General features: G+C 55.9%; 20 protein-coding genes. 12 read left to right on the forward strand and 8 right to left on the reverse strand.

Going from position 1 to position 20,372, the window contains the following annotated elements; genetic code table 11:
• Nucleotides 1–40: 40 nt before the first annotated feature.
• The 7 genes from NY406_RS05900 to NY406_RS05930 all read left to right on the forward strand — a co-directional run bounded on the left by NY406_RS05900 (nucleotide 41) and on the right by NY406_RS05930 (nucleotide 6,448).
• Entirely contained in the window at nucleotides 41–1,606 is a 1,566-nt protein-coding gene (locus tag NY406_RS05900; protein ID WP_260533205.1) for a DUF4403 family protein, read from the forward strand.
• Between the two features lie 114 nt (nucleotides 1,607–1,720).
• Nucleotides 1,721–1,846, forward strand: a complete 126-nt coding sequence (locus NY406_RS05905) for a hypothetical protein (protein ID WP_260533206.1) — start codon at nucleotides 1,721–1,723, stop codon at nucleotides 1,844–1,846.
• Nucleotides 1,847–1,901: 55 nt separating this feature from the next.
• Nucleotides 1,902–2,414 (forward strand): uridine kinase, encoded by a 513-nt coding sequence (locus tag NY406_RS05910; protein ID WP_260533207.1) that lies wholly within the window; start codon nucleotides 1,902–1,904, stop codon nucleotides 2,412–2,414.
• 53 nt (nucleotides 2,415–2,467) lie between these two features.
• The gene (locus NY406_RS05915; RefSeq protein WP_260533208.1) at nucleotides 2,468–3,034 is read left to right on the forward strand and encodes a nitroreductase family protein; all 567 of its coding nucleotides are present in this window, start codon (nucleotides 2,468–2,470) and stop codon (nucleotides 3,032–3,034) included.
• 175 nt (nucleotides 3,035–3,209) lie between these two features.
• Entirely contained in the window at nucleotides 3,210–4,145 is a 936-nt protein-coding gene (locus NY406_RS05920) for a hypothetical protein (protein WP_260533209.1), read from the forward strand.
• A 103-nt stretch (nucleotides 4,146–4,248) separates the two neighbouring features.
• Nucleotides 4,249–6,225, forward strand: coding sequence for a bifunctional metallophosphatase/5'-nucleotidase (locus NY406_RS05925; RefSeq protein ID WP_260533210.1), 1,977 nt, complete (start codon nucleotides 4,249–4,251; stop codon nucleotides 6,223–6,225).
• 67 nt (nucleotides 6,226–6,292) lie between these two features.
• On the forward strand, nucleotides 6,293–6,448 hold the full coding sequence (locus NY406_RS05930; protein ID WP_260633755.1) for a helix-turn-helix domain-containing protein: 156 nt from the start codon (nucleotides 6,293–6,295) through the stop codon (nucleotides 6,446–6,448).
• A 904-nt stretch (nucleotides 6,449–7,352) separates the two neighbouring features.
• Here NY406_RS05930 and NY406_RS05935 read toward each other — a convergent pair.
• The 5 genes from NY406_RS05935 to NY406_RS05955 all read right to left on the reverse strand — a co-directional run bounded on the left by NY406_RS05935 (nucleotide 7,353) and on the right by NY406_RS05955 (nucleotide 9,341).
• Nucleotides 7,353–7,640 (reverse strand): type II toxin-antitoxin system RelE/ParE family toxin, encoded by a 288-nt coding sequence (locus NY406_RS05935; protein ID WP_260533211.1) that lies wholly within the window; start codon nucleotides 7,638–7,640, stop codon nucleotides 7,353–7,355.
• Nucleotides 7,628–7,903, reverse strand: coding sequence for a CopG family ribbon-helix-helix protein (locus NY406_RS05940; protein ID WP_260533212.1), 276 nt, complete (start codon nucleotides 7,901–7,903; stop codon nucleotides 7,628–7,630). Before NY406_RS05940 ends, NY406_RS05935 begins: the two co-directional genes overlap by 13 nt.
• 59 nt (nucleotides 7,904–7,962) lie before the next feature.
• Complete coding sequence (locus tag NY406_RS05945) at nucleotides 7,963–8,286, reverse strand: hypothetical protein (RefSeq protein ID WP_411267073.1); 324 nt, start codon at nucleotides 8,284–8,286, stop codon at nucleotides 7,963–7,965.
• 48 nt (nucleotides 8,287–8,334) lie between these two features.
• Nucleotides 8,335–8,610, reverse strand: a complete 276-nt coding sequence (locus NY406_RS05950; RefSeq protein ID WP_260533213.1) for a hypothetical protein — start codon at nucleotides 8,608–8,610, stop codon at nucleotides 8,335–8,337.
• Between the two features lie 311 nt (nucleotides 8,611–8,921).
• Entirely contained in the window at nucleotides 8,922–9,341 is a 420-nt protein-coding gene (locus tag NY406_RS05955; protein WP_260533214.1) for an OsmC family protein, read from the reverse strand.
• A gap of 351 nt (nucleotides 9,342–9,692) precedes the next feature.
• On the opposite strand from NY406_RS05955, the gene NY406_RS05960 reads away from it, so the two are divergent.
• Nucleotides 9,693–10,748 (forward strand): rod shape-determining protein, encoded by a 1,056-nt coding sequence (locus NY406_RS05960; RefSeq protein ID WP_260533215.1) that lies wholly within the window; start codon nucleotides 9,693–9,695, stop codon nucleotides 10,746–10,748.
• Nucleotides 10,749–10,850: 102 nt separating this feature from the next.
• Here NY406_RS05960 and NY406_RS05965 read toward each other — a convergent pair whose 3' ends face one another.
• Nucleotides 10,851–12,584 carry a caspase family protein gene (locus NY406_RS05965; protein ID WP_260533216.1) on the reverse strand — a complete coding sequence of 578 codons (1,734 nt, stop codon included), beginning with the start codon at nucleotides 12,582–12,584 and terminating at the stop codon, nucleotides 10,851–10,853.
• A gap of 400 nt (nucleotides 12,585–12,984) precedes the next feature.
• Nucleotides 12,985–13,791, reverse strand: coding sequence for an MIP/aquaporin family protein (locus tag NY406_RS05970; protein WP_260533217.1), 807 nt, complete (start codon nucleotides 13,789–13,791; stop codon nucleotides 12,985–12,987).
• A 232-nt stretch (nucleotides 13,792–14,023) separates the two neighbouring features.
• Between NY406_RS05970 and NY406_RS05975 the strand changes: the two genes are divergently transcribed.
• From NY406_RS05975 to NY406_RS05985, 3 genes are all read left to right on the forward strand, one after another.
• Nucleotides 14,024–15,286 (forward strand): glutamate-5-semialdehyde dehydrogenase, encoded by a 1,263-nt coding sequence (locus NY406_RS05975; RefSeq protein WP_260533218.1) that lies wholly within the window; start codon nucleotides 14,024–14,026, stop codon nucleotides 15,284–15,286.
• Complete coding sequence (locus NY406_RS05980; RefSeq protein WP_260633757.1) at nucleotides 15,286–15,981, forward strand: ABC transporter ATP-binding protein; 696 nt, start codon at nucleotides 15,286–15,288, stop codon at nucleotides 15,979–15,981. The genes NY406_RS05975 and NY406_RS05980 overlap by 1 nt, the downstream gene beginning before the upstream one ends.
• 114 nt (nucleotides 15,982–16,095) lie before the next feature.
• On the forward strand, nucleotides 16,096–17,415 hold the full coding sequence (locus tag NY406_RS05985; RefSeq protein ID WP_260533219.1) for an MFS transporter: 1,320 nt from the start codon (nucleotides 16,096–16,098) through the stop codon (nucleotides 17,413–17,415).
• A 99-nt stretch (nucleotides 17,416–17,514) separates the two neighbouring features.
• Here the strand turns inward: NY406_RS05985 and NY406_RS05990 are convergent, their stop codons facing one another.
• Nucleotides 17,515–18,630 (reverse strand): DegT/DnrJ/EryC1/StrS family aminotransferase, encoded by a 1,116-nt coding sequence (locus NY406_RS05990; RefSeq protein WP_260533220.1) that lies wholly within the window; start codon nucleotides 18,628–18,630, stop codon nucleotides 17,515–17,517.
• Nucleotides 18,631–18,841: 211 nt separating this feature from the next.
• Between NY406_RS05990 and mpl the strand changes: the two genes are divergently transcribed.
• A complete protein-coding gene (gene mpl, locus NY406_RS05995) occupies nucleotides 18,842–20,266 on the forward strand; it encodes a UDP-N-acetylmuramate:L-alanyl-gamma-D-glutamyl-meso-diaminopimelate ligase (protein ID WP_260533221.1) in 1,425 nt (474 codons plus the stop codon).
• Nucleotides 20,267–20,372: the final 106 nt, after the last annotated feature.

Below are 20,372 nucleotides of genomic sequence, written 5' to 3' on the forward strand. Positions count from 1 at the left end.
TCTCCAGCTTTTGCCGACCTCCATCCGGAAAACAGGCAAGATGAAAAAAGCCCTCCTCGTCACCGGCCTCGTGGCCAGCCTGCTGGCTGCACTCGGCTTCTGGCTGCACCAAAGCTATACGATCCTCAAAACCAAACCCCCCGTGCCTCTGAAGAGCGACGTCGAACTCGAACGCCCGTCATCGTTTTGCAACCTGCCCATCAGCATCGAACACGCCGTACTGGCCAACTACCTGAACGGCAAGATTCGCGGCAACTTTCTGAACGCCGACCTGTGGCTGCAAGAAAAGCACAAGGAGCGCATCAGCCTCGCCCTGACCCGGGAGGAGAACATCACCATTAGCTCGAATGGTCGCCAGCTCTTCTGCACCTTTCCGGTTTCGGCGGAAGCGCGGCTCACCGACAGCCGCCTCGGGAAGTCCCTGGCCAAGCTGCTGGTGAGGCCGGTTCGCGCCAAAGCGATCTTCACCTTTTCGACGCCGATCTCGCTCGACCGGAACTGGCGTCTCCGGACGCGATTCCGCATCGTGGATGTTCGGTGGGAAGAGGAGCCGGTGGTCAAGATCGGGCCGTTCTGCAAAAACATCCGGGCTGACGTCGACTCCCTGCTCACCGGTAACAGCCGCGGCCTGACCGCCCTTCTCGACTCCGAAATCCACAAAGCGGCAAGTCTCTCCCCCACCATTGGCGAGGTCTGGCATGATCTGCAAAAACCGATTGTGCTAACGCGAAAGCCGCTGCCCGTCTGGCTTCGTTTCCGCTGCAACAGCATCACCGGTAACATCGCCCTGAACAGGAGGGCCATAGTCTGCAACACCCGCATCAGAACCAGCATGAGGATGCTGACCGACACCACGGCGATGCTTCCGCCAACGCCGCTGCCCCGGTTCCGGCAAACGCCAAGAGACAGCATCTCGACCATCTCCGATGTCAACTTCTACTCCCTGGCCCCCTTCGCCAGCATCAACAGGCACCTCAATGATTTCTTCATGAACCGGAGCTTCAGCCGCTCGGGATACGACATCGTCGTACGCAGCGTCGAAGCATACGGTTCGTCAAGCGGGCTTTCGGTAGCCATCATGACAGACCGCGACCTGAAAGGCCACGTCATCATGAGCGGACGGCCACGCTACGACATACCGACCGACACCATCAGCATCGACAATTTCAACTACTCCCTCGATACCGGCCAGCCGGTTGTCCGCACCGGCGAACTCCTGCTGCACGACGCCATTCGCGACAGCATCGCCACGCGGCTCGACGTGCAGATCGGCTCATTCGTCAACCGCTTGCCGCAAATCATCACCAGCGCGGTCTCCAGAGCCAAAGCAAGCAGAACCATCGATCTGACCATCGACAGCCTCACCATCCGCAAATGCGATATCCGCGTCGGAAGAAACAACATCTATCTTCTGGTCAACGCCACCGCGAAAAACGCCCTGCGCATCAAGCGGATCAAATCCGGCAAGCGCATCAGAATCCGCAAACAAGCAGAAGCAAAGGATCAAAACCCCACCGGTCAGCTCCCCCGGCCTCCGGACACAGACAACAAATCCCGATTCTCACCAGTCACGGCACACCCGTTGCAGCTCACCAATCACTTCTGAACCGCCACGTCATACTTTCCATTGAAAAATTCTCGAAGAAAAGAATTAACTTTTCTCTCAGAAAGCGCCCTAAATATGCAGCCGCGCCACCAAGAAGTAACGGAGTAACGCTCTATGCTGGAAGATGTTCTGCTGATCAACGATCAGCACAAATCAGCGGCCAAAGCCATTTTTGACCACGTGCCCGATGACCTCGAACTGCTGGAAAGGCAGAGGGACAGGGCAGAAAGTTCGTCGTAGCCATATCGGGTGAATCGGGGCAGGAAAACCGGAAATCTCTCACTCGCTCGCCCTGTTGCTCAAAGCTCAAAGCATCCGTGTCAAGATTCTCCATACCGACAACTACCACCGCATCTATCCCCTCGACCGCCGGGAACACCGGATCAGCAACAACTACGAACTGGTCGGCGTGGAAGAGTATGACTGGGACTTGTTGCATCGCAACATCGACGATTTCCGCCAGAACCGCAAGGGTTCCGTGCCCTGCATCAACATCATCACCGAAGAGGTCGATGAACTGGTTACCGATTTCAACAATATCCGGGTGCTCGTCATCGACGGCCTCTACGCCATCCGCACCGAGAGAGTTGACCTGCGGGTTTTCATCGACCTCACCTACCACGAAACCAAGCTCAGCCAGCTCCTGCGCGGCAAGGAACCAGCGGACGGCTACCGCTGGAGTGCGCCCGAACGCGAGCACTGTCACGTCCGGTCGCTGATGCGCCTGGCCGATCTGCATGCGAACCGGAACTATCAAGTGCTCGATCCCGCTTCAAGACAGAGTATCCACGTCAAGCGATCGCCATGAAACGATTCACGTTGGCACATTTTTTCGTTGTAAATCAAGATTCAGAGAGCGCCATGAACGAAACCATTTCCACGATCCTCAAGCGCCGCAGCGTGCGTGCCTACCGTCCCGATCCAGTCGAAAAGGCCGATATCGACCTGATGCTCCAGGCTGCCCGTCACGCTCCCAGCGCCATGAACCAGCAGCCGTGGCACTTCACGGTCATCCGCAACCCCGAGCTGCTCCGAAAGCTCGAAGAGCACTGCAAGAGCGCGTTCCTCGAATCAACAAACGAAGCGCTGCGGGAAATCGCCAAACAGGAGGGGTTCAGCGTCTTCTACCATGCTCCGCTGATGGTTATCATCTCCGGCGATCCGGGAGCGCTTGCCGCGCAGTACGACTGCACGCTCGCCATGGAGAACATGCTGCTCGCCGCCACCTCGCTCGGCCTCGGAAGCTGCTGGACGAATGCCATCATGATGTACCATGCCACCGAAAAAGGCAAGGCGAAGTTCAGGGAACTCGGCATCACCTTCCCGGAAGGCTACCAGCCCTACGCCGCGGCAGCCGTCGGCTACCCGGCAACTCCCTGGCCCGACGCCCCGCCCAAAAAGCCGGATTGCGTCACGTTCATGGATTGAGCATCGAAAACGCTTCACACAATATGAGAGGCTGTCTCAACGGCATAACTGAAGCAGCCTCTCAACTCCACCCGAAATGCACCCCTGTTATTTTTTATTGAGCAGAAGAATCTCTAACTTTCTGGTGCATTACCGATTTTCTGATTCTCTCTATAAACCACTAACAGGAGAATACATGAAAAGAACCTTCCTGTCCGCCGCGCTGGCGATCATGTTCCTGCTCTCTTATTCGATCAGCTTTGCGGCCCTGAACCAGTTTACCGGTAACTGGAAAAACACCGATCCGAACACCGGGGGCATCACGACCCTGGTCATCACCGGGAACGCCAACGACCTGAGAATGCACGCTTGGGGCAAATGCCACCCGCAGGATTGCGACTGGGGCGAAGTCAACGCCTACCCTTACGCGCCGAACGTTTCCAGCCCGATCGAAACGCGTGCGCAGGCCGTCTCCGCCGTTTACACCACAGGATTCAGCCAGACGCTGGTCGTCGTGAAACCGGCGGGCAACAACATGATTCGCGCCGAAGTTTTTACCCGCTTCACCGACAACAGCAACCGCAGCAACTACACGGATGTCTACACGTTCAGACGTCAGTTCCGTCCTATGCCGATGCGGCCAATGCCCGGCCCGATCCCCATGCCGGCGCCAGCCGTCCAGGAGGATTGCGTGTCGTTCAACCCGGTAACCACGACCGTCAGAAACATCGATGGACGCTGGAAGATCGTCGATGGCAACCACTGGCTCTTCGATTTTGGCGATAAAAGAGCGGAAGCCCTGCAAGCGCTGAGAGTCATCAAATACTATCGCATGGACAGCTCCTGCTTTGTGGGCCGTCCCGATCCAAGCTTCCACTATCTGCTGGTGAGCGGTAACGCGCCCCAGGGAAGCATGCCCGGCGAGGATTGCGTGAGCTTCAATCCCAACACCATCGAGGTCAGAAACATCGGCGGAAACTGGAAAATCGTCGATGGCAGCCACTGGCTCTTCGATTTCGGCGGCAAAGAAAGCGAAGCGAGAACAGCCTTTGCAATCATCAAAAAGTACGGCTTCACCCGCTCCTGCTTCGTGGGCCGTCCCGACCCGAGCTTCCAGTACCTGAGAAAGTAACAGCCCAGAAATTGCCCGATCAAAACCCCCGGCTTCAGCAAATCGAGGCCGGGGGTTTGCTGTTCACCGCAAACGAGCCCGCCAGCAACATCAGTATCCACGCATGATCGACCACCACACCTTGCCCCGCTTCTTTCATCCGGATTCCGGAAACCGGCCAGTGAAACCGCGCCGGTTCGAGCTGCTGATGGTTATCGTTTCACTCGTCGCCGCGTTGCACCTGCTCCCGGCAACGATTGTTTTTGCAGAGCCGGAAAGGCTGACCGTGCTCTTCACCAACGACATGCACTCGCACCTCTCGCCACATCACGAAATTGCACGCAATGGAACCGTACGGGATGTCGGCGGCTACGCCCGGCTGGCCGGAGCGATCGAACAGGAGCGCAAACGGACGGACGGGAACACGCTTCTTGTCGATGCAGGCGACTTCACCCAGGGGACGCTCTACCATACCGTCCTGCCGGAGCAAGCACTTGAACTTCGCCTGATGGGCGCGATGGGTTACGACGTCGCCAACTTCGGCAACCACGATTTCGACTTCCGCCCATCCGGTGCTGCCGGAATGCTCCGCGCCGCGCGCGCCAAAGCGCAGGTGCTGCCTCAACTGGTCATCTCGAACCTCCGCTTCAGCGACAGCGACCCGGGCGACGACACGCTGAAACAGGTTTTTCGCGACTACCCGGTGCGCGATTATACGGTCATCGAGCGCAACGGGCTGCACATCGGCATTTTCGGTCTGCTCGGCAAGGATGCAGCCGAAGACGCGAGCTTCGCCAGACCAGTCACCTTCTCCGATCCAGTCGAAGCAGCAAGAAAAACCGTGAAGATTCTGAAGGAGCGCGAAAAGGTTGACCTCGTCATCTGCCTGTCGCACAGCGGCACCAGTCCGGACAAAGCACACTCCGAAGATGAAAAACTCGCCACTGCCGCACCCGGCATCGACGTCATCGTCAGCGGCCACACCCACACGATTCTGCAGTTGCCGATCAAGGCGGGAAAAACGCTCATCGTCTCCGCCGGATCGTACGGCACATGGCTCGGCGTGCTTGATCTGAAGGTCGGTAAGAACCGCAAGATTGAGGTGACGGGATACCACCTGCGGAAAATCGATGCGAGCGTGCCGGAAGACCGGAATATCGCCCGCACCATCGACGGCTTCCGGAGTCTCGTCGAAGAGCGCTACCTCTCGCACTTCGGCTACCGCTTCGACCAGGTGCTCGCCTTTCAGCCGTTCAACGGCCAGACCATCGAAGAGACCTATGCCAAACCCGGCGAAACCGGTCTCGGCAACCTCGTCACCGATGCCTACCGCTGCGCCGTCGAAGAGGCAGAGGGCCACCGCCGCCATATCGACACCGCTGTCGATGTGCTCGGCTGCATCCGTTCGTCGCTCTTCAAAGGCGACATCCGCGTGTCGGACGTTTTCCAGACCGCCTCGCTCGGCCCGGTGCAATACGGCTATTGCGGCAACACCATCGTGGTCATTTATCTCACTGGCAGTGACCTGAAAAACCTGCTCGAAGTCCACACCAGCATCGCCCCGTCGAAAAAGGATGCCCTCCTGAGCCTCTCCGGCATCAGGTTCAGCTACAACCCCAACCGCGTGCTGTTCGACCGCGTGACCTCAATCGAAATCGAAGGGGCCGACAACCGCTATCGACTGATTGAAAAAGAGCGCCTCTACAGCGTGGCCATCAACTCCTATCTGGCCAGCCTCATCGACCTGATCGACACAAAATCTTTCGGGCTCCTGACGATCACGCCGAGAGACAAAGCTGGCAATCCGGTGGGCAAAAAAGATGAAAACAAGCTTACGGTAACACGGAATGGAGAGCCGCTGCGCGAATGGGTCGCCCTCGCCGAATACCTCTCGTCGTTCCCGAAAAAGAACGGCATTGCAACGATACCCGAACGCTACGCCAAACCCGAAGGCCGCATCACCACCGAAGCCTCATGGAACCCCATCGCCCTCCTCGCAGGAGGCAACTGGATCACAGCAACAGCCGCCATGCTGATCGTTGCTGCGGTGATACTTGTGGTTTTACTGATGCGCCAGGTTGTACTGAAAAGCAGGCGGTAGTAGACATGAGCTGACTTTGCTGGAAACGAAAACACGGTACTTGACCCAAGCAGAAATTGCCTCTCGAATGGGTGTGTCGCAACCGATTGTAGGAAGAATCGAATCCAGCCTTGGCAGCCAGGCCCACTCCCCATCGCTGAACACCCTCCGCAGATACGCTCAGGCTTGTGGAATGAAACTGGTGATTCAGATGGTGAGAAAGAATGATGAAGGATGGAAATGAAGCTAAATAATCTGAAGGATTACCAAAAATAAATTCCCATTTGACTACATCAGTACAAAAAAAGCCGCTCAAAAGATTAACCTACGGAGAAACTGAAGCTTTATTAATAACCTCAAATACATATGAGCTGAGCACAGATCCAACAACACCTAAAACGATTGAAGTTATTCCAGAAATAGCAAGTGCCCCGGATGGATTTTTTTAATAAAGTCTGCAATTCTATAAAACATCGACTTCCTTATTCGCTTAATTTCATTTTGACATAGAGCAATCATTTCGTCAGAGACTCGTTCCCTCCTTAACCGCTCCACACAATCTGAGCAGATTATGGGATTGTGACACAAATATACAACATCACATTTAATCCCATTCATATCAAACAAACAACACCTCGCCTCATCATGAGTATAACTTGAAATTTCCACTGTTTCTAGAATACGATTCTCATTACGCTTATAAGCCAAGGTATATGCATAAAGAAGACGATATACGATATTTTCCAGAGGGATATTGAAAAATCTAAGGATTTCCTTTATCTCGTGAAAAGAAATGACGGCCCTATTAGCCGATAAACGCCTTGAATACCAATTATGCTCTATTGGGATATTTACAATGGCGATCAGAAACTCACCATTAAATCTATTCGGTAAAACTTTTTCAAGGGCGTTATCGGTAAATTCCCAGCCGTCACCATCTGAATTCCAGGATATTGTATAGCTTTCGATTTCATCAACTATTTCAAAAACAGAAGACCTTCAATCTTTAATCTTTTTTCTGTTAAAGTCTGGCGGCATATACCAAACTGTGGCTATGCTTATTCTGGTTTTAATCATTGCTATTTTCGAATAGTCATAATTACCCCCCTGTTCTAACTGACAAATCCCAATAAATAAAAACACTATTCTCACCTGTTTTCCCTGCTGTGCCATACGCGAATAATAACCACTGTATCGTTTTTGTCCCATATGTAGCGGAGAACGAACGCTCCAGCTCCGAACGATATGACAAGTTCACGTCTGCCCGTTTCGTCGTTCATCGGACGCCCGATTTCCGGTATCGATTGCAACAAACCAGCGCCATCAAGAATGACCCTTGCTGCTCGTGATGCTGCATCAGGGCTTTTTTCATGCAAGAATGCATGAAGTCGTTCAACATCTACCAATGCTTCCGGAAGCCATTTTATCTCGGGCACGCGGTCACCTTCCCTTCTGCCAGATTTTCAAGCCATTCAGCGGCTTTTTCATGAGTTACAGCAATCCCGGTCAATTGATAACGCTCCCAGCGATCCATATCCTCACGCTTTTCCTCCTCGTACTTTTCCTCGCGATCCAGATAGGTTTCGATAGCTCGGCACATAAGCCAGTGGGGGGACCTGTCACGGATTCGAGCCAATTCCTCAAGCCGTTTATGGGTGGTGTCGTCTAATTTGACGCCCTTAGTCTTTGTTTTTGACATATCTAAACCTCCTTTTGCAAAAAGGTAATACTTATAACAACCTTTAGCAACCCAATCCATCAATTCTCCGAATCCCTCAACGCCGCCTCGCCAAGCGTTCCAACCTCCTTGTACGAAGTCTTGTTCGTCGAAAGCGGCGAACGGAGGACGCGAATCGGACGGGCGTCGGCCTCTTTCGCAGCGGTAATGTCGGTGTCGGAGTCGCCGTAGTAAACCTTCACCTGTTTAGCCGTAATCGAAGGCGTTTTGGATTGGTTGCAGGTGAAAATCACCTCGGCCTTCTTCAAGTCGAAACATGGCTCGAGGATTTTCGGCACAATGTTGACCTTCGAGCTGTCACGGGCGGTGATGAAGAAAATCGTGTCTCCCCTCTGCTTGTGCATCTGGATCAGCGCATTGCCGGAAGCTTTCGGGATGCTTAATTTGTTGAACTAACGATTCATATCGTTCCAGAACACCGAGGAATGCCACAAGCTGCCGCCTGTGAGGTATTTGTTTCTGCCATTGGGGCCGTCGTGATTGTTCACGCCATAGTAAAAGCTGGAGCTGGAGAAGAGAACGGTGTCGTCGATATCGAATCCGGCGACAATCGGTGCAGGAGGAAGCGTTTCCCTGATCTTGTCAGCCGTGACGTAATGAACCTGCGAACACGCCGCCGCCGCAACCAGATACAGCAACGCAAAAACCGCTCTGAACTTCCGGCTCATGAGTTCCCTCCTCGTCGTTTTGATAGAACGACAGGCAATCTCAGGAACAAAGTATCAACAGGTATCGGATCGCGCAGAGCAACAAAGAGACGTACTGACTACAGGTCGAATCGAAGGCCGCTTAACATGGCAGGAAATCGGGAAATAACGGCCCGGCATGAACTCATTGATAGGCAAAGAAAATACATCAAATTCACAAGCGCCACCGGGAAAGAGACGCTTCTGTTGAAGCTATAACCTGCAAAAGGCTGAGGCCCAACAAACGATAATCCAGGGATCGGGAGAAAAGAGTGGGAAAATATTCCGGGCACTCACTCGGCAACGACTTTCGTGTCCCAGGTAAGCTTGCATCCCGACGCCTTGAGCATGGCAGCCACGCTGCAGTATTTTTCCATCGAAAGCCCGACGGCTTTGTCGATATCCGCCTTGGTGCAATCAGGACTGCACATCCTGAAGCTGACATGAATCGAGGTAAAAACTTTCGGATGGTTTTCAGCACGAGCAGCTTTGAGCGAGGCATCGAGGGTGACCAGCTCCTTTCTCATTTTTCCGATAATGGCGATGATGTCCATCATGGAACAGGCCGCAAGCGACTGGAGCATAATCTCCATGGGAGAGGCATAAATGGCAGGAATCGAAGGGTCAAGCTTTCCATCGAAAAACGTGTGCTGCCCTTTTTCGTTGACACCGATAAGTGGCAGATTCCTGTCGAAAGAGACTGTTGCGCGCATGGCTTTTCCGGATAATAACGTTGAAAAGAAATGAATCGGACGGGACAAGACTGGCTCATTCAAGATACTGGTTCGCGATCAAAAAAGTTCGCTCAGCGGCTTATCAGCCTCAACATTACCGACCGCCTCACATTTACGGCAAGTGAACAAATTCTGCCACTCTGGCATTTATTATAACTGTAGTCCGAAGAAGGTCTCACAGAGAAGCCCATTCCATACCGACTGACATATGAGATATTTGATAGTAATCAGACCACATATCGGCAATGTAAACACAGCCTTTCATCTTTACCAGAGTCAACAGGACAACATCGGAATCAGTAGCTCTTCAACTGCAAACAAACCTGAGGGATGATCTTAGGAAACGTCTTGAACATAGAAACCTTTGTTGACCTTGGTCTTGACCCCGGATCGGCAAACACCCTGATGTGCATAAAGGATCAGGGCATCGTGGTCAATGAGCCGACGATTGTCGCTGTTGAAAGCGAATCGGGCCAGTTGATTGCCTTTGGACACGAGGCCCTCAACATGCACCAGAAAATGCATCCGGGCATGCAGACCATCATGCCTGTAACCAACGGAATTATCGGTGATTACGAGAATGCCAAGAAACTGTTCAGGGAGCTGCTGCACCATGTAAAGCCCAGGATTCTCTTCGGCATTCACAGGCTTGTGGTTAGCATACCTCTTGGCATCACGGAAGTGGGAAAACGCGCTTTCTTCGATATGGCGGAACACCTGGGCGCCAAAGAGGCTTGGCTGGTACTGGAACCGATAGCTGCGGCAATAGGCGCCGGCTTGAACCCGTTCGAGCCTGTCGCCAACCTGATCGTCAATCTGGGAGCCGGCACCACGCAAATCGCGATCATCTCTCTTGGCGGTATTGTTTCAGGTGAATCGCTCGCCGTTTCAGGCAACCAGATCAACAATGCGATCATCGAAAGCTTGAGGGAACAGAACAATCTGGCCATCAGCGAATATGCCGCCGAACATATCAAGCTGAACATCGCTGCCAACGACAGGTCTGACCGGGAAAGCCGGATGACGGTCAAAGGGTTCAACCTGTTGACCGGCTTTCCAGATACGCAGGAGATCAGCACTGCGGCCCTCAGGGAAATCATCACGACGCCGCTGCAGGAGATCGTGACCGCAATCAAAAAGTGCATCGAGGTACTTGCCGACAAGCCCGATGTTGCGGTCGATATTCTCGAACGGGGCATTTATCTGGCGGGAGGCGGTGCGTTATTGGGCGGCATCGACAAGAAAATCCAGTCCGAGACCGGACTCGCTGTCACCATCTGCGAAGAGCCGCAAACAACGGTCAGCAAAGGTTTGTGTACGATTCTGAAAAATTTCGAGCACTACCGCCCGGTTCTTCTTGACAATAACAAGAAGCATAAACAGTAACATAGCGGCAGTGACCAGCCGGACAGCTGAATAGCAAGAAGCCCGAATAAACCTGGCAGAGGTTATTCGGGCTTTTTGCTTTACAAGGCTGTTTCCTGGCGCTCAGAAAGTTTTCTGTTCACAGGAGCATCCGTTGCTGCCCTGCACCTTGCTGATCGAGTCCTCGACGACCGACAGCAGAAAGCTGATGCGGCCTTCGGCATAGGACAATGTGGGCGAAATGGCCTTGAACTTGCCGATCAGCTCTTCGAGCTTCTGCTTTTTCATGGCATTGATGAGGTTGTACGAAATGCCGACCTTCTCGACCGGCACAACGGTTTTGAAGCCCGGCTCGTACTTCTGCATGCTCAGGTCGATTATCTGTTTGGCATCGGACTTGCCGCCAGCGGCAACGGCAGGCTGATTGAGCTGATTGAGGTTACGAAGAGGCATAAGCCGCATCACCGGCCGGCCCGCTGGCGCGGCTGACGGATTCATCATGAGGTTACGCCGGTCGATTTTCAGATTCCTGTCGATCAGCTCGAACCTGTTGAGCAGAAAGCGCTCGAAGTTGTTGAACTTCTTGAGCTGCTCTGCGGATTCCGGCGGCCAGGCTTTCTGAACCGGAGTCAGTTTGATGATTTTGGCTACGTTGACGGGGCCGTACAGATCCTTGGCCGCAGCATCGATCTGACGGAGCAGATCTTCCTGCTCGGCATAGCCGGTCTTGAGCACGGTCATCAGAAAGTCGATCTCACCGGCCATCTTCATGAAGCCCGCTGTACCGACATAGGCATCCGGTGTCACGCCTTTCATCTGCGAGGCGTACTTTCCGGGCTCGCCGCTGACATTCCAGGCCGGGTCGTTGGCCAGGGTTTTCCAGACGTTGGTGTAACTGGCGGCATAGATCGAAGCGGCGGAGTTGAGAAGCATAGAATTGTTCAGATAGCTGTCGAGCCTGCTGAAGAAGGTTTGCGCCGGATCGGAATAGCCATGCATCGAGGAAAGGTAGGTATCGACGCTGTTGGTGAATTTGGCCTTTTCCGCAGCATCAAGCGCGGCGTAATCATCAGGATAGATCAGGCGGTAGAGGTAGCAATACTGATAATGCAGGTTCCACCCGCCCAGGTCGAGACCGGTCAGAAGACCGATCGAAGGCCGCAGAAAGAGCGACAGATTGGTGATGTCGGTATTGTCGTTCCTGAACAGGCGCTGGTTGATGCGCTCCGGCAGGGCAAGCACGATCTGCCCATTCAGCCAGCTTGCGGTTTTATGAGTGTCCCACCACATGCCGAATGCCGCCGGTGCTGAATCTTTATCGATGGCATTGGAAGGAACGGGGAAGCCGGTCAGACTCGGAGAGTAAACACCGGTGGTAGCCATGATGCAATAATTCTTTCCCATGCCGTAGAGCACCGACTCACCGCCATTGCAACTGCCGTCGATCACTGTCAGGCTCGCCCCGTTGTTGGCGATTTTTTCAAACAGTGGCGCAAGCTGGCTGACGGAGAGTGTGCCAGAATTGAACTCAATGAAATGCGACGCAGCGGTGCCCTTTGAGGTGTCACTGCGGTTCCAGCGCGGATTCCATCCGTGGCCTGCCAGATAGACAACAAGCTGGTCTCCTGAGGCAAGAAGAGTGGAAAATGTGGTCAGCGCGTTCAGGCCCGAGGTACCGCTATCGGTCATGGTGACCATGTAACCGCGGCTCTGAAGTTCGGTTTTCAGCTCGGTCGGGGTGTTGCCCCAATCATTGTGATAGATGATGAGCGCCTTTTTAAGCCCTGCGGCATCGAGCTGGACAGCCAGCAGAGTAAAAAAGCCCGCAAGCATCACCGCAAGTATGCTCCGTTTCATGAGTAGCCCTCCTTTTAAAAAGATGATTGAGGAAAGTGCAACGAAAAAACACTTGAAACGTCATCCCGCAGGGCGCGGGTCATGTACATTTATTTCGATCGAAACGGATGGTTGCCGGTTGATTTAGCCCTATCGACAAGGTTTGGCACACTGAATACAACGGAATCAAAACAAGAAATGGAGCTAAGCCGGACAAAAAGCCGTTCACGGCATACCGTCGAAGATTTATAAATCTTCTACACAAAAGATAAGAAACCCAATGCCCCGTAACTCAATAAATCGTAACAACAGCAATCACGGGTTCGCTTCGTTCACTCCTGACTGTCGGTGTTTTTCTGCTGTGCACCATCAACGACAGAAACAACGGAAAATCGAGCTGTGGAACATGACCGGCAGGCGACTACTCTTCCTTGTCGTCGATGTCGAGCGTGCCCTGCGCAGCGATGGTTCCTGCGGTGGTGGGTGGCCCTTTCAGAATCCATTCAAAGACTACGCCGATCAACGCACCGGCGATCGGCCCGGCAACATAAACCCAGGCAAGCCCGGTATTACCGCAAACGAGTGCGGGAGCCAGCGAACGCACCGGGTTCATCGAGGCTCCGCTGACCGGCGCGGCCCACATGCCTGCCAGCGCGATGTAGCCGCCAACGGCAATCGCCCCGTTGGTGCCGATGTTCCGGGCACCCGACGAGGTACCGAGAATGGTGTTGACCAGCGCGGCAGTCAGCACAACCTCAATGATGAGTGCTTTCAGCGGCGTAACCTCTTGGCCGGGCAGGGTCAAGCCCGCTGCAACAGCTCCGTCGCCAAACATAAAGCCGAGAAAGAGCGCGGCCAGCCATCCCCCGGCGACCTGGGCAAGGATGTAGCCCGGCACGCGAACCCAGGGGAAATTGCGGCGAATGGCAAACGCCAGAGTAACGGCAGGATTGAGATGCGCGCCGCTCACCGTACCCATGAAGTAGATGATCGCCATCACCATGAGGCCGGGCGCAACCGGCAGGAGCGCATCACCGGTATGGTTGCCGGAACTCGTCGCCGCCACAGGGCCGCCCGCTGCCACGAGCACCAGCAGAAAAGTGCCCCACAGCTCGGCAAAAATCCGCTGCCATTCGTGTTTCGGATCAAGAAAATTGGGCGCGATCTGCGTCAGAAGCATCCGGGCGCGTTGCGCCGCATGGTGGTTATCCTCATTCATCGCAGCCATACAACCTCCCTCAAATAATCGTTTACCGATCAACGGACAAAAGCGCCACCAAAAAGCCAAATGCTCTTTGCGCTGGCGTTGTACAACTATAAATGTAAAAAATGGTAACCAGGTTGTGCTTCTTCAATTCAAAAATCATTCCGCGGCAGGCGCCATTGCGCCAGTTACCAGATATTGACTATCTTTTGCGTCAACGATCATTCAACAATCCTTTTTTCAAGGAGCAGCGTCCATGACCGAACACGAAGTCATCGTCAAACAACTCCAGGCCGTACAAAACGCAAGCCGCAAAATCGTCACACTCAATGAAGAGACCATCAACGGCCTGCTCGTCGAACTTGCCGACCGCATTCCCGCAGCCTCCGATGCGATCCTCGAAGCCAACCGCATGGACCTCGAACGCATGGACCCCGCCGATCCGCGCTACGACCGTCTGCTCCTGAACGAAGCTCGCCTGAACGCGATTGCTTCCGACCTGCGCAACGTAGCTGCCCTGCCTTCGCCGCTCAACCGCGTGCTTGAAGAGCGCACGCTGCCCAACGGTCTCGAACTGCAAAAGGTCTCGGTGCCCCTCGGCGTAGTCGGCATCATCTATGAATCGCGCCCGAACGTGACGTTTGACGTCTTCGCGCTCTGCCTGAAATCGGGCAACGCCACAGTGCTCAAAGGCGGCAGCGACGCGGCGTTTTCGAACATCGCCATCGTGAATCTGATCCAGACGGTCATCCGCGACCGGGAGCTCGATCCCGACATGATCTACCTCCTGCCCGCCGAACGCGAGGCAGCGCACGTCCTGCTCAACGCGGTGGGCTACATCGACGTCATCATTCCGCGCGGAAGCCAGGCGCTGATTGACTTCGCCCGCAAGCACTCCACGGTGCCGGTGATCGAAACCGGCGCGGGCATCGTGCACACCTACTTCGACCAGAGCGGCGATCTCACGATGGGTCGCGACATCATCTTCAACGCCAAAACCCGCCGCCCGAGCGTCTGCAACGCGCTCGACACGCTGATTGTGCACGAGAGCCGCATCGACGACCTGCCAGTGCTGGTGGAGTTGCTCGAAGAGAAACTGGTGCAGCTTTACGCCGACGAACCGGCCTATTACAAGCTGCTTGGCCGCTACCCCGACGAGCTGCTCGAAATGGCCAGTCCGGAGCACTTCGGCACGGAGTTCCTCTCGCTGAAAATGTCGATCAAAACCGTCGCCAATCTCGAAGAGGCGCTCGACCACATCGCCCGCCACAGCTCGAAGCACAGCGAAGCGATCATCGCGTCGGATCAGGCGGCCATCGACGCCTTCATGAAGCGCGTGGACGCGGCGGCGGTGTACGCCAACACCTCAACCGCATTCACCGACGGCGCACAGTTTGGCCTCGGCGCGGAGATCGGCATCAGCACACAGAAGCTGCACGCGCGTGGCCCGATGGCGCTCAAGGAGCTGTGCAGCTACAAATGGCTGATCACCGGCCAGGGACAGGTGAGGCCCGCCTGATGCTTGAAGCGCGCAAGCTCGTCAAATCGTACGCCCTGCCCGGCCAGCCGCCGATGCGCATTCTCGACGGCATCGATCTCTCGGTCGCGCCGGGCGAAATGGTGACTGTCATCGGCGCGTCGGGCAGCGGCAAAACCACGCTGCTCAACCTGCTCGGCACGCTCGACACGCCGGACGAAGGCGAACTGCGCTTCGACGGAGCGCCAATCTTTCAGGGAAGCCGCTGCCTGCTCTCAAAAAAGGAACTGGCCGCTTTCCGCAACCGCAAGATCGGCTTCGTTTTCCAGTTCCACCACCTGCTCTCGGACTTCACAGCGCTCGAAAATGTGGCGATGGCGGAGTTCATCGGCACCGGCAAGCTCAAGCCCGCCAAGGAGCGGGCCACCGTATTGCTCGAAAAGCTCGGCCTCAAAGCACGCCTCGACCACCTCCCCTCGGAGTTGTCGGGCGGCGAGCAGCAGCGCGTCGCTATCGCGCGGGCGCTCATGAACAACCCGAAGCTGGTGCTCGCCGACGAACCCAGCGGCAACCTCGACAGCCGCAACAGCCGAATGCTCTACGAACTGATGGCCACGCTCAGCAAAGAGCGCCAGACCGCGTTCGTCATCGTCACCCACAACGAAGAGTTCGCCGCCACCGCCGACCGCTGCCTCCACATGCAGGACGGCCAATTGCAGGCGTGCGGGGAAAAGTGATGATGGATTTGGTAAAGAACGAACACGCAAGTTTGCCCTGAAAACGACGAATCACCGAAAATCGATTTATCTGAAAACGGCATCGTCAACCACACCCACCGCACCTCCAGCCCAATGACCGACTCCACCTCTCACGCAAAAATAGGCCCTATCGAACTGGCAGCGTCCGTAATGCCCCGCCATGCATGGGCGTTCCTGTTCGCGTCGTTCTTTTCGATCGGCATGGTCACCTTCGTCTCCATCGGACAGGCCTACATTCTCAACGAGCATCTCGGCATTCCGGTCTCGGAGCAGGGCACCATCAGCGGCGATCTGGTCTTCTGGACGGAGATCGTGACGCTCTTGCTCTTCGGGCCGACCGGGGCAATCATGGATCGCATCGGCAGAAAGCCGGTCTATGCCGTGGGCTTCATCATTCTGGCCATCGCCTACCTCTACTACCCGTTCGTGACCAACGTGTTCCAGCTCACCGTCGCCCGCATGATCTATGCCGTCGGCGTGGTAGCCGTGACGAGCGGACTGGCCACCGTGCTGGTCGATTACCCGAAAGAGCGCTCGCGCGGCAAGCTCATCGCGATTGTCGGATTCCTGAACGGACTCGGCATCGTCATCCTGAACCAGTTCTTCGGTGGCCTGCCCAAGACGCTCGTGGCTGACGGCATGAGCGGCACCGAGGCTGGACTCTGGGCGCACGCGGCGGTTGCGGGCACGGCGGCACTGACGGCCATCGTGCTTTTTTGGGGCCTCAAGGGCGGCACCCCGGTGCGCCACGAGGAGCGCCTGCCGGTCAAAGAGCTGCTTACCAGCGGATTCCGCCACGCCCGCAATCCGAGGATTCTGCTCTCCTACGCGGCAGCGTTCGTGGCGCGCGGCGACCAGTCGATCATCGGCACCTTCGTGCCGCTTTGGGGCATGACCACCGGCATCGCCATGGGCATGGAACCCGCCGAAGCGGTCAAAAAAGGCACCTTCATCTTCATCGTTTCGCAGGCAGCCGCGCTGCTTTGGGCGCCGGTCATCGGCATCTTCATCGACCGCTGGAACCGCGTCACGGCGCTCACCCTCTGCATGGGCCTCGCCGCCGTGGGCTACCTTTCTCTGGCGCTGATCGGCAACCCGCTCGAAACGTACTCGCTCATCTTCTTCGTGCTGCTCGGCATCGGCCAGATCAGCGCCTTCCTCGGCTCGCAATCGCTCATCGGCCAGGAGGCCCCGAAGGAGGCTCGCGGCTCGGTCATCGGCGCCTTCAACATCAGCGGAGCCATCGGCATCCTCTTCATCACCACCACCGGAGGCCGCCTCTTCGACGGCATGAGTCCCAAAGCCCCCTTCATCATCGTCGGCGCGGTGAACCTGCTGGTGATGCTCGGCGGCATGTGGCTGCGGGCAAGGGAGGCGAAGGATGGGGGGAAAATGGCAACATCCCAATCATAGGGGAAAAAAAAGCGATGAAGCCAGAAAACAATCGATCCCAACTTCATCGCTTTTTTGCACGTTAGACCAAAGCTTTGATTCATCAGCTCAGGACTTCTCTCACGCCCCTGTAATCACCCTGCAAATCTGCTCGATCTCCTCTTCCTTCAGATACGGATGCATCGGCAGGGAGAAGACCCTTGCGCTGAACTCTTCCGAAACCGGGAAGTCGCCCGGTTTGTAGCCGAGATTTTCGTAGGCTTTTTGAAGGTGTAGTGGAATCGGGTAGTAGATCGCCGAGGGGATGCCCGCGTCCTTCAGCGCCGCCATGAGCTTTGTACGGTCGTCCGTCGAGTTGGCGAGTATGGAGTATTGCGCCCAGCAGGAGGTGTAGCCTTCGGGCACTTCGGGAACGACGACGCGGCCCTTGAGACGGGCGCTGTAGGCGGCGGCGACCTTGTTGCGCAGATCGAGTTCGTCGTCGAAGATGGTGAGCTTTTCGTTGATGACTGCGGCCTGAATCGCGTCGAAGCGGCCGTTGAGGCCGATGCGCTCGTTGTTGTATTTGTCCGAACCGCCCCCGTGCACGCGGACGGAGATCAGCAGCTCAAGCAGCTCGTCGTCGTCAGTGAATATCGCACCGCCGTCGCCGTAGCAGCCAAGCGGCTTGGCCGGGAAGAACGAGGTCGCGCCAACGAGGCCAAAGCTGCCCGCCTTTCTGCCGCCAACCGTGCCACCGAAGCCCTGCGCGGCGTCTTCCAAAATCCAAAGTCCCTGCTCGGCGGCCACCTTTTCGAGGCGGTCGTACTCGGCGGGCAGGCCGAACAGATCGACCGGAATCAGCGCCTTCGGATTCAGCCCTTTTTTGCGAGCCTCTTCGACCGCCGGAGCGACGCCGTCGGGGTCGATATTAAAGGTGCCGGGCAGCACATCGACGAACACTGGCGTCGCGCCCGCGAGGCTGATGACCTCGGCGGTGGCCACGAAGGTGAACGGCGTGGTGAGCACCGCATCGCCGGGGCCGATGCCTTTGGCCATGAGCGGAATGAGCAGCGCGTCGGTGCCGGATGCGCACGAAACGCAGTGCTTCGTGCCGACGTACTCGGCAAGCTTTTTCTCGGCTTCGAGCACTTCCGGCCCCATGACGAACTGGGCGCTGTCGATGATCCGCTCGATGCGCTTCATGAGGTTCTCGCGGATGCGGTTTTTCTGGGTGATGAGGTCGATGAACTGCATAATTTTATTGGGCTAAGATGATGTTCCTGAAAAAATTCGATTTGATATTATACGGATTCATCGACTCAATCCCGAAACTTCGGACAGACAGCGCTCTGTTTTGCTCAAGTGTCGATTTTACTTACTATTATTCATCGAAATCGATACCGGTTTTGAGCAAGAAAAAAGCCGGCGAGAGTTCACAGATTTCCAACTAATCGCAAAACCATCCATGAGTTCCATCTACTTCATCGGCATCGGCGGCTCGGCAATGGCTTCGGTCGCCGTGGCGCTTTCGCACATGGGCCATGCTGTCACCGGCTCGGACACGCAGCTCTATCCTCCGATGAGCACCTATCTCGAAAACCATAACATCCGCTATTTCAACAGCTTCTCGGCGGAGAACCTCAAGAGCGCCACACCCGACCTGGTGGTAGTCGGCAACGCGATCAGCCGAGGCAATCCTGACCTTGAATATGCACTCGATCAGCACATGGAGCTGATTTCAATGCCGCAGCTGGTACGGCGCGAACTGATCGGTCGCCACACCTCGATCGTGGTGGCGGGCACGCACGGCAAGACCACGACCACTTCGCTGGCCGCGTGGCTGCTCGAAACGGGTGGCCTTCTTCCAGGCTTCCTCATCGGCGGTATTCCCGAGAACTTCGGTGACGGCTGCCGTCCGTCGGGCCTCTCCGAGCCGGGCTTTTTCGTGACCGAAGGCGATGAGTACGACTCGGCCTTTTTCGACAAGCGCAGCAAGTTTCTGCACTACCGCCCCGATATTGCGATTATCAACAACGTCGAGTTCGACCACGCGGACATCTTCGACTCACTCGAAGACATCAAGAAGAGCTTCCGCCTGCTGGTGAACCTCGTGCCGTCCAGTGGCCTGCTCGTCGTCAATGCAGACGATCCCGTTGCAATGGAGGTTTCCGCAAAAGCGTTCTGCCGCGTCGAGACCTTCGGCCTGAACGGTAACGCGGAGTGGACGGCGACGGACATAGCGACAGATACTGATGGCACTTCGTTCACAGTCGTGCGCAATGGCGACGCGATCGGACGAGTCAGGGTGCCGCTCTTCGGCAACTACAACGTGATGAACGCGCTTGCGGCAACGGCGGCGGCAATCCGCGCCGGAGTGAGCTTCGAGTCGATCACACGGGGCCTCGGCAGCTTCAAGCGCCCGAAACGCCGCATGGAGCTGGTTGGCGAATATGCGGACGGCGTAACACTCATCGAGGATTTCGCGCACCATCCGACGGCTATCCGCCTGACGCTCGGCGCGATTGCGGAGCGCTACCCCGGTCGGCGTATCGTGGCCTGTTTTGAACCGCGCTCCAACACCACCAGCCGCAACATCTTCCAGCACGAACTGTCGGAATGCTTCGGAGATGCCGCAATCGTGGTGCTCGGCAAGGTGAACCGCCCGGAGCGCTACGCCCCCGAAGAAAGGCTTGATGCGGCGCTCTTGTGCCGAGAGCTGGAGGCGAACGGCAAACGCGTTTTTGCCGCAGGAGGCGAGGATTATCCGGAAGATATTGTCCGTTTCATCGAGGCCGAACAACAGCCGGACGACGTGGTCGTGCTCCTGAGCAACGGCAGTTTCAGCGGATTGAAGGAGATGCTGGCCGAAAGTTTTCAAAAAAATTCATAAAGATTTCACCGGCGAAGTTCTATCTTTTTATCTTGTGATTTTTGTTCAGTCCCGGAGAACGAGTGACGCCGTCGAGGCAACAATCCGGAACTGGGCCGCGATCATT

This window comes from Chlorobaculum sp. MV4-Y (assembly GCF_025244685.1).
Lineage (GTDB): Bacteria > Bacteroidota > Chlorobiia > Chlorobiales > Chlorobiaceae > Chlorobaculum.

Excerpts from the sequence above, each read along its gene's own strand:
- NY406_RS05980 (WP_260633757.1), top strand. The coding sequence starts at position 15,286 with ATGCTTGAAGCGCGCAAGCTCGTCAAATCGTACGCCCTGCCCGGCCAG.
- mpl (WP_260533221.1), top strand. The coding sequence starts at position 18,842 with ATGAGTTCCATCTACTTCATCGGCATCGGCGGCTCGGCAATGGCTTCG.
- NY406_RS05950 (WP_260533213.1), bottom strand. The coding sequence starts at position 8,610 with ATGAGCCGGAAGTTCAGAGCGGTTTTTGCGTTGCTGTATCTGGTTGCG.
- NY406_RS05920 (WP_260533209.1), top strand. The coding sequence starts at position 3,210 with ATGAAAAGAACCTTCCTGTCCGCCGCGCTGGCGATCATGTTCCTGCTC.
- NY406_RS05970 (WP_260533217.1), bottom strand. The coding sequence starts at position 13,791 with ATGGCTGCGATGAATGAGGATAACCACCATGCGGCGCAACGCGCCCGG.
- NY406_RS05965 (WP_260533216.1), bottom strand. The coding sequence starts at position 12,584 with ATGAAACGGAGCATACTTGCGGTGATGCTTGCGGGCTTTTTTACTCTG.
- NY406_RS05925 (WP_260533210.1), top strand. The coding sequence starts at position 4,249 with ATGATCGACCACCACACCTTGCCCCGCTTCTTTCATCCGGATTCCGGA.
- NY406_RS05960 (WP_260533215.1), top strand. The coding sequence starts at position 9,693 with ATGATCTTAGGAAACGTCTTGAACATAGAAACCTTTGTTGACCTTGGT.
- NY406_RS05905 (WP_260533206.1), top strand. The coding sequence starts at position 1,721 with ATGCTGGAAGATGTTCTGCTGATCAACGATCAGCACAAATCAGCGGCC.
- NY406_RS05955 (WP_260533214.1), bottom strand. The coding sequence starts at position 9,341 with ATGCGCGCAACAGTCTCTTTCGACAGGAATCTGCCACTTATCGGTGTC.
- NY406_RS05940 (WP_260533212.1), bottom strand. The coding sequence starts at position 7,903 with ATGTCAAAAACAAAGACTAAGGGCGTCAAATTAGACGACACCACCCAT.
- NY406_RS05945 (WP_411267073.1), bottom strand. The coding sequence starts at position 8,286 with ATGCACAAGCAGAGGGGAGACACGATTTTCTTCATCACCGCCCGTGAC.
- NY406_RS05915 (WP_260533208.1), top strand. The coding sequence starts at position 2,468 with ATGAACGAAACCATTTCCACGATCCTCAAGCGCCGCAGCGTGCGTGCC.
- NY406_RS05930 (WP_260633755.1), top strand. The coding sequence starts at position 6,293 with ATGGGTGTGTCGCAACCGATTGTAGGAAGAATCGAATCCAGCCTTGGC.
- NY406_RS05975 (WP_260533218.1), top strand. The coding sequence starts at position 14,024 with ATGACCGAACACGAAGTCATCGTCAAACAACTCCAGGCCGTACAAAAC.
- NY406_RS05900 (WP_260533205.1), top strand. The coding sequence starts at position 41 with ATGAAAAAAGCCCTCCTCGTCACCGGCCTCGTGGCCAGCCTGCTGGCT.
- NY406_RS05990 (WP_260533220.1), bottom strand. The coding sequence starts at position 18,630 with ATGCAGTTCATCGACCTCATCACCCAGAAAAACCGCATCCGCGAGAAC.
- NY406_RS05985 (WP_260533219.1), top strand. The coding sequence starts at position 16,096 with ATGACCGACTCCACCTCTCACGCAAAAATAGGCCCTATCGAACTGGCA.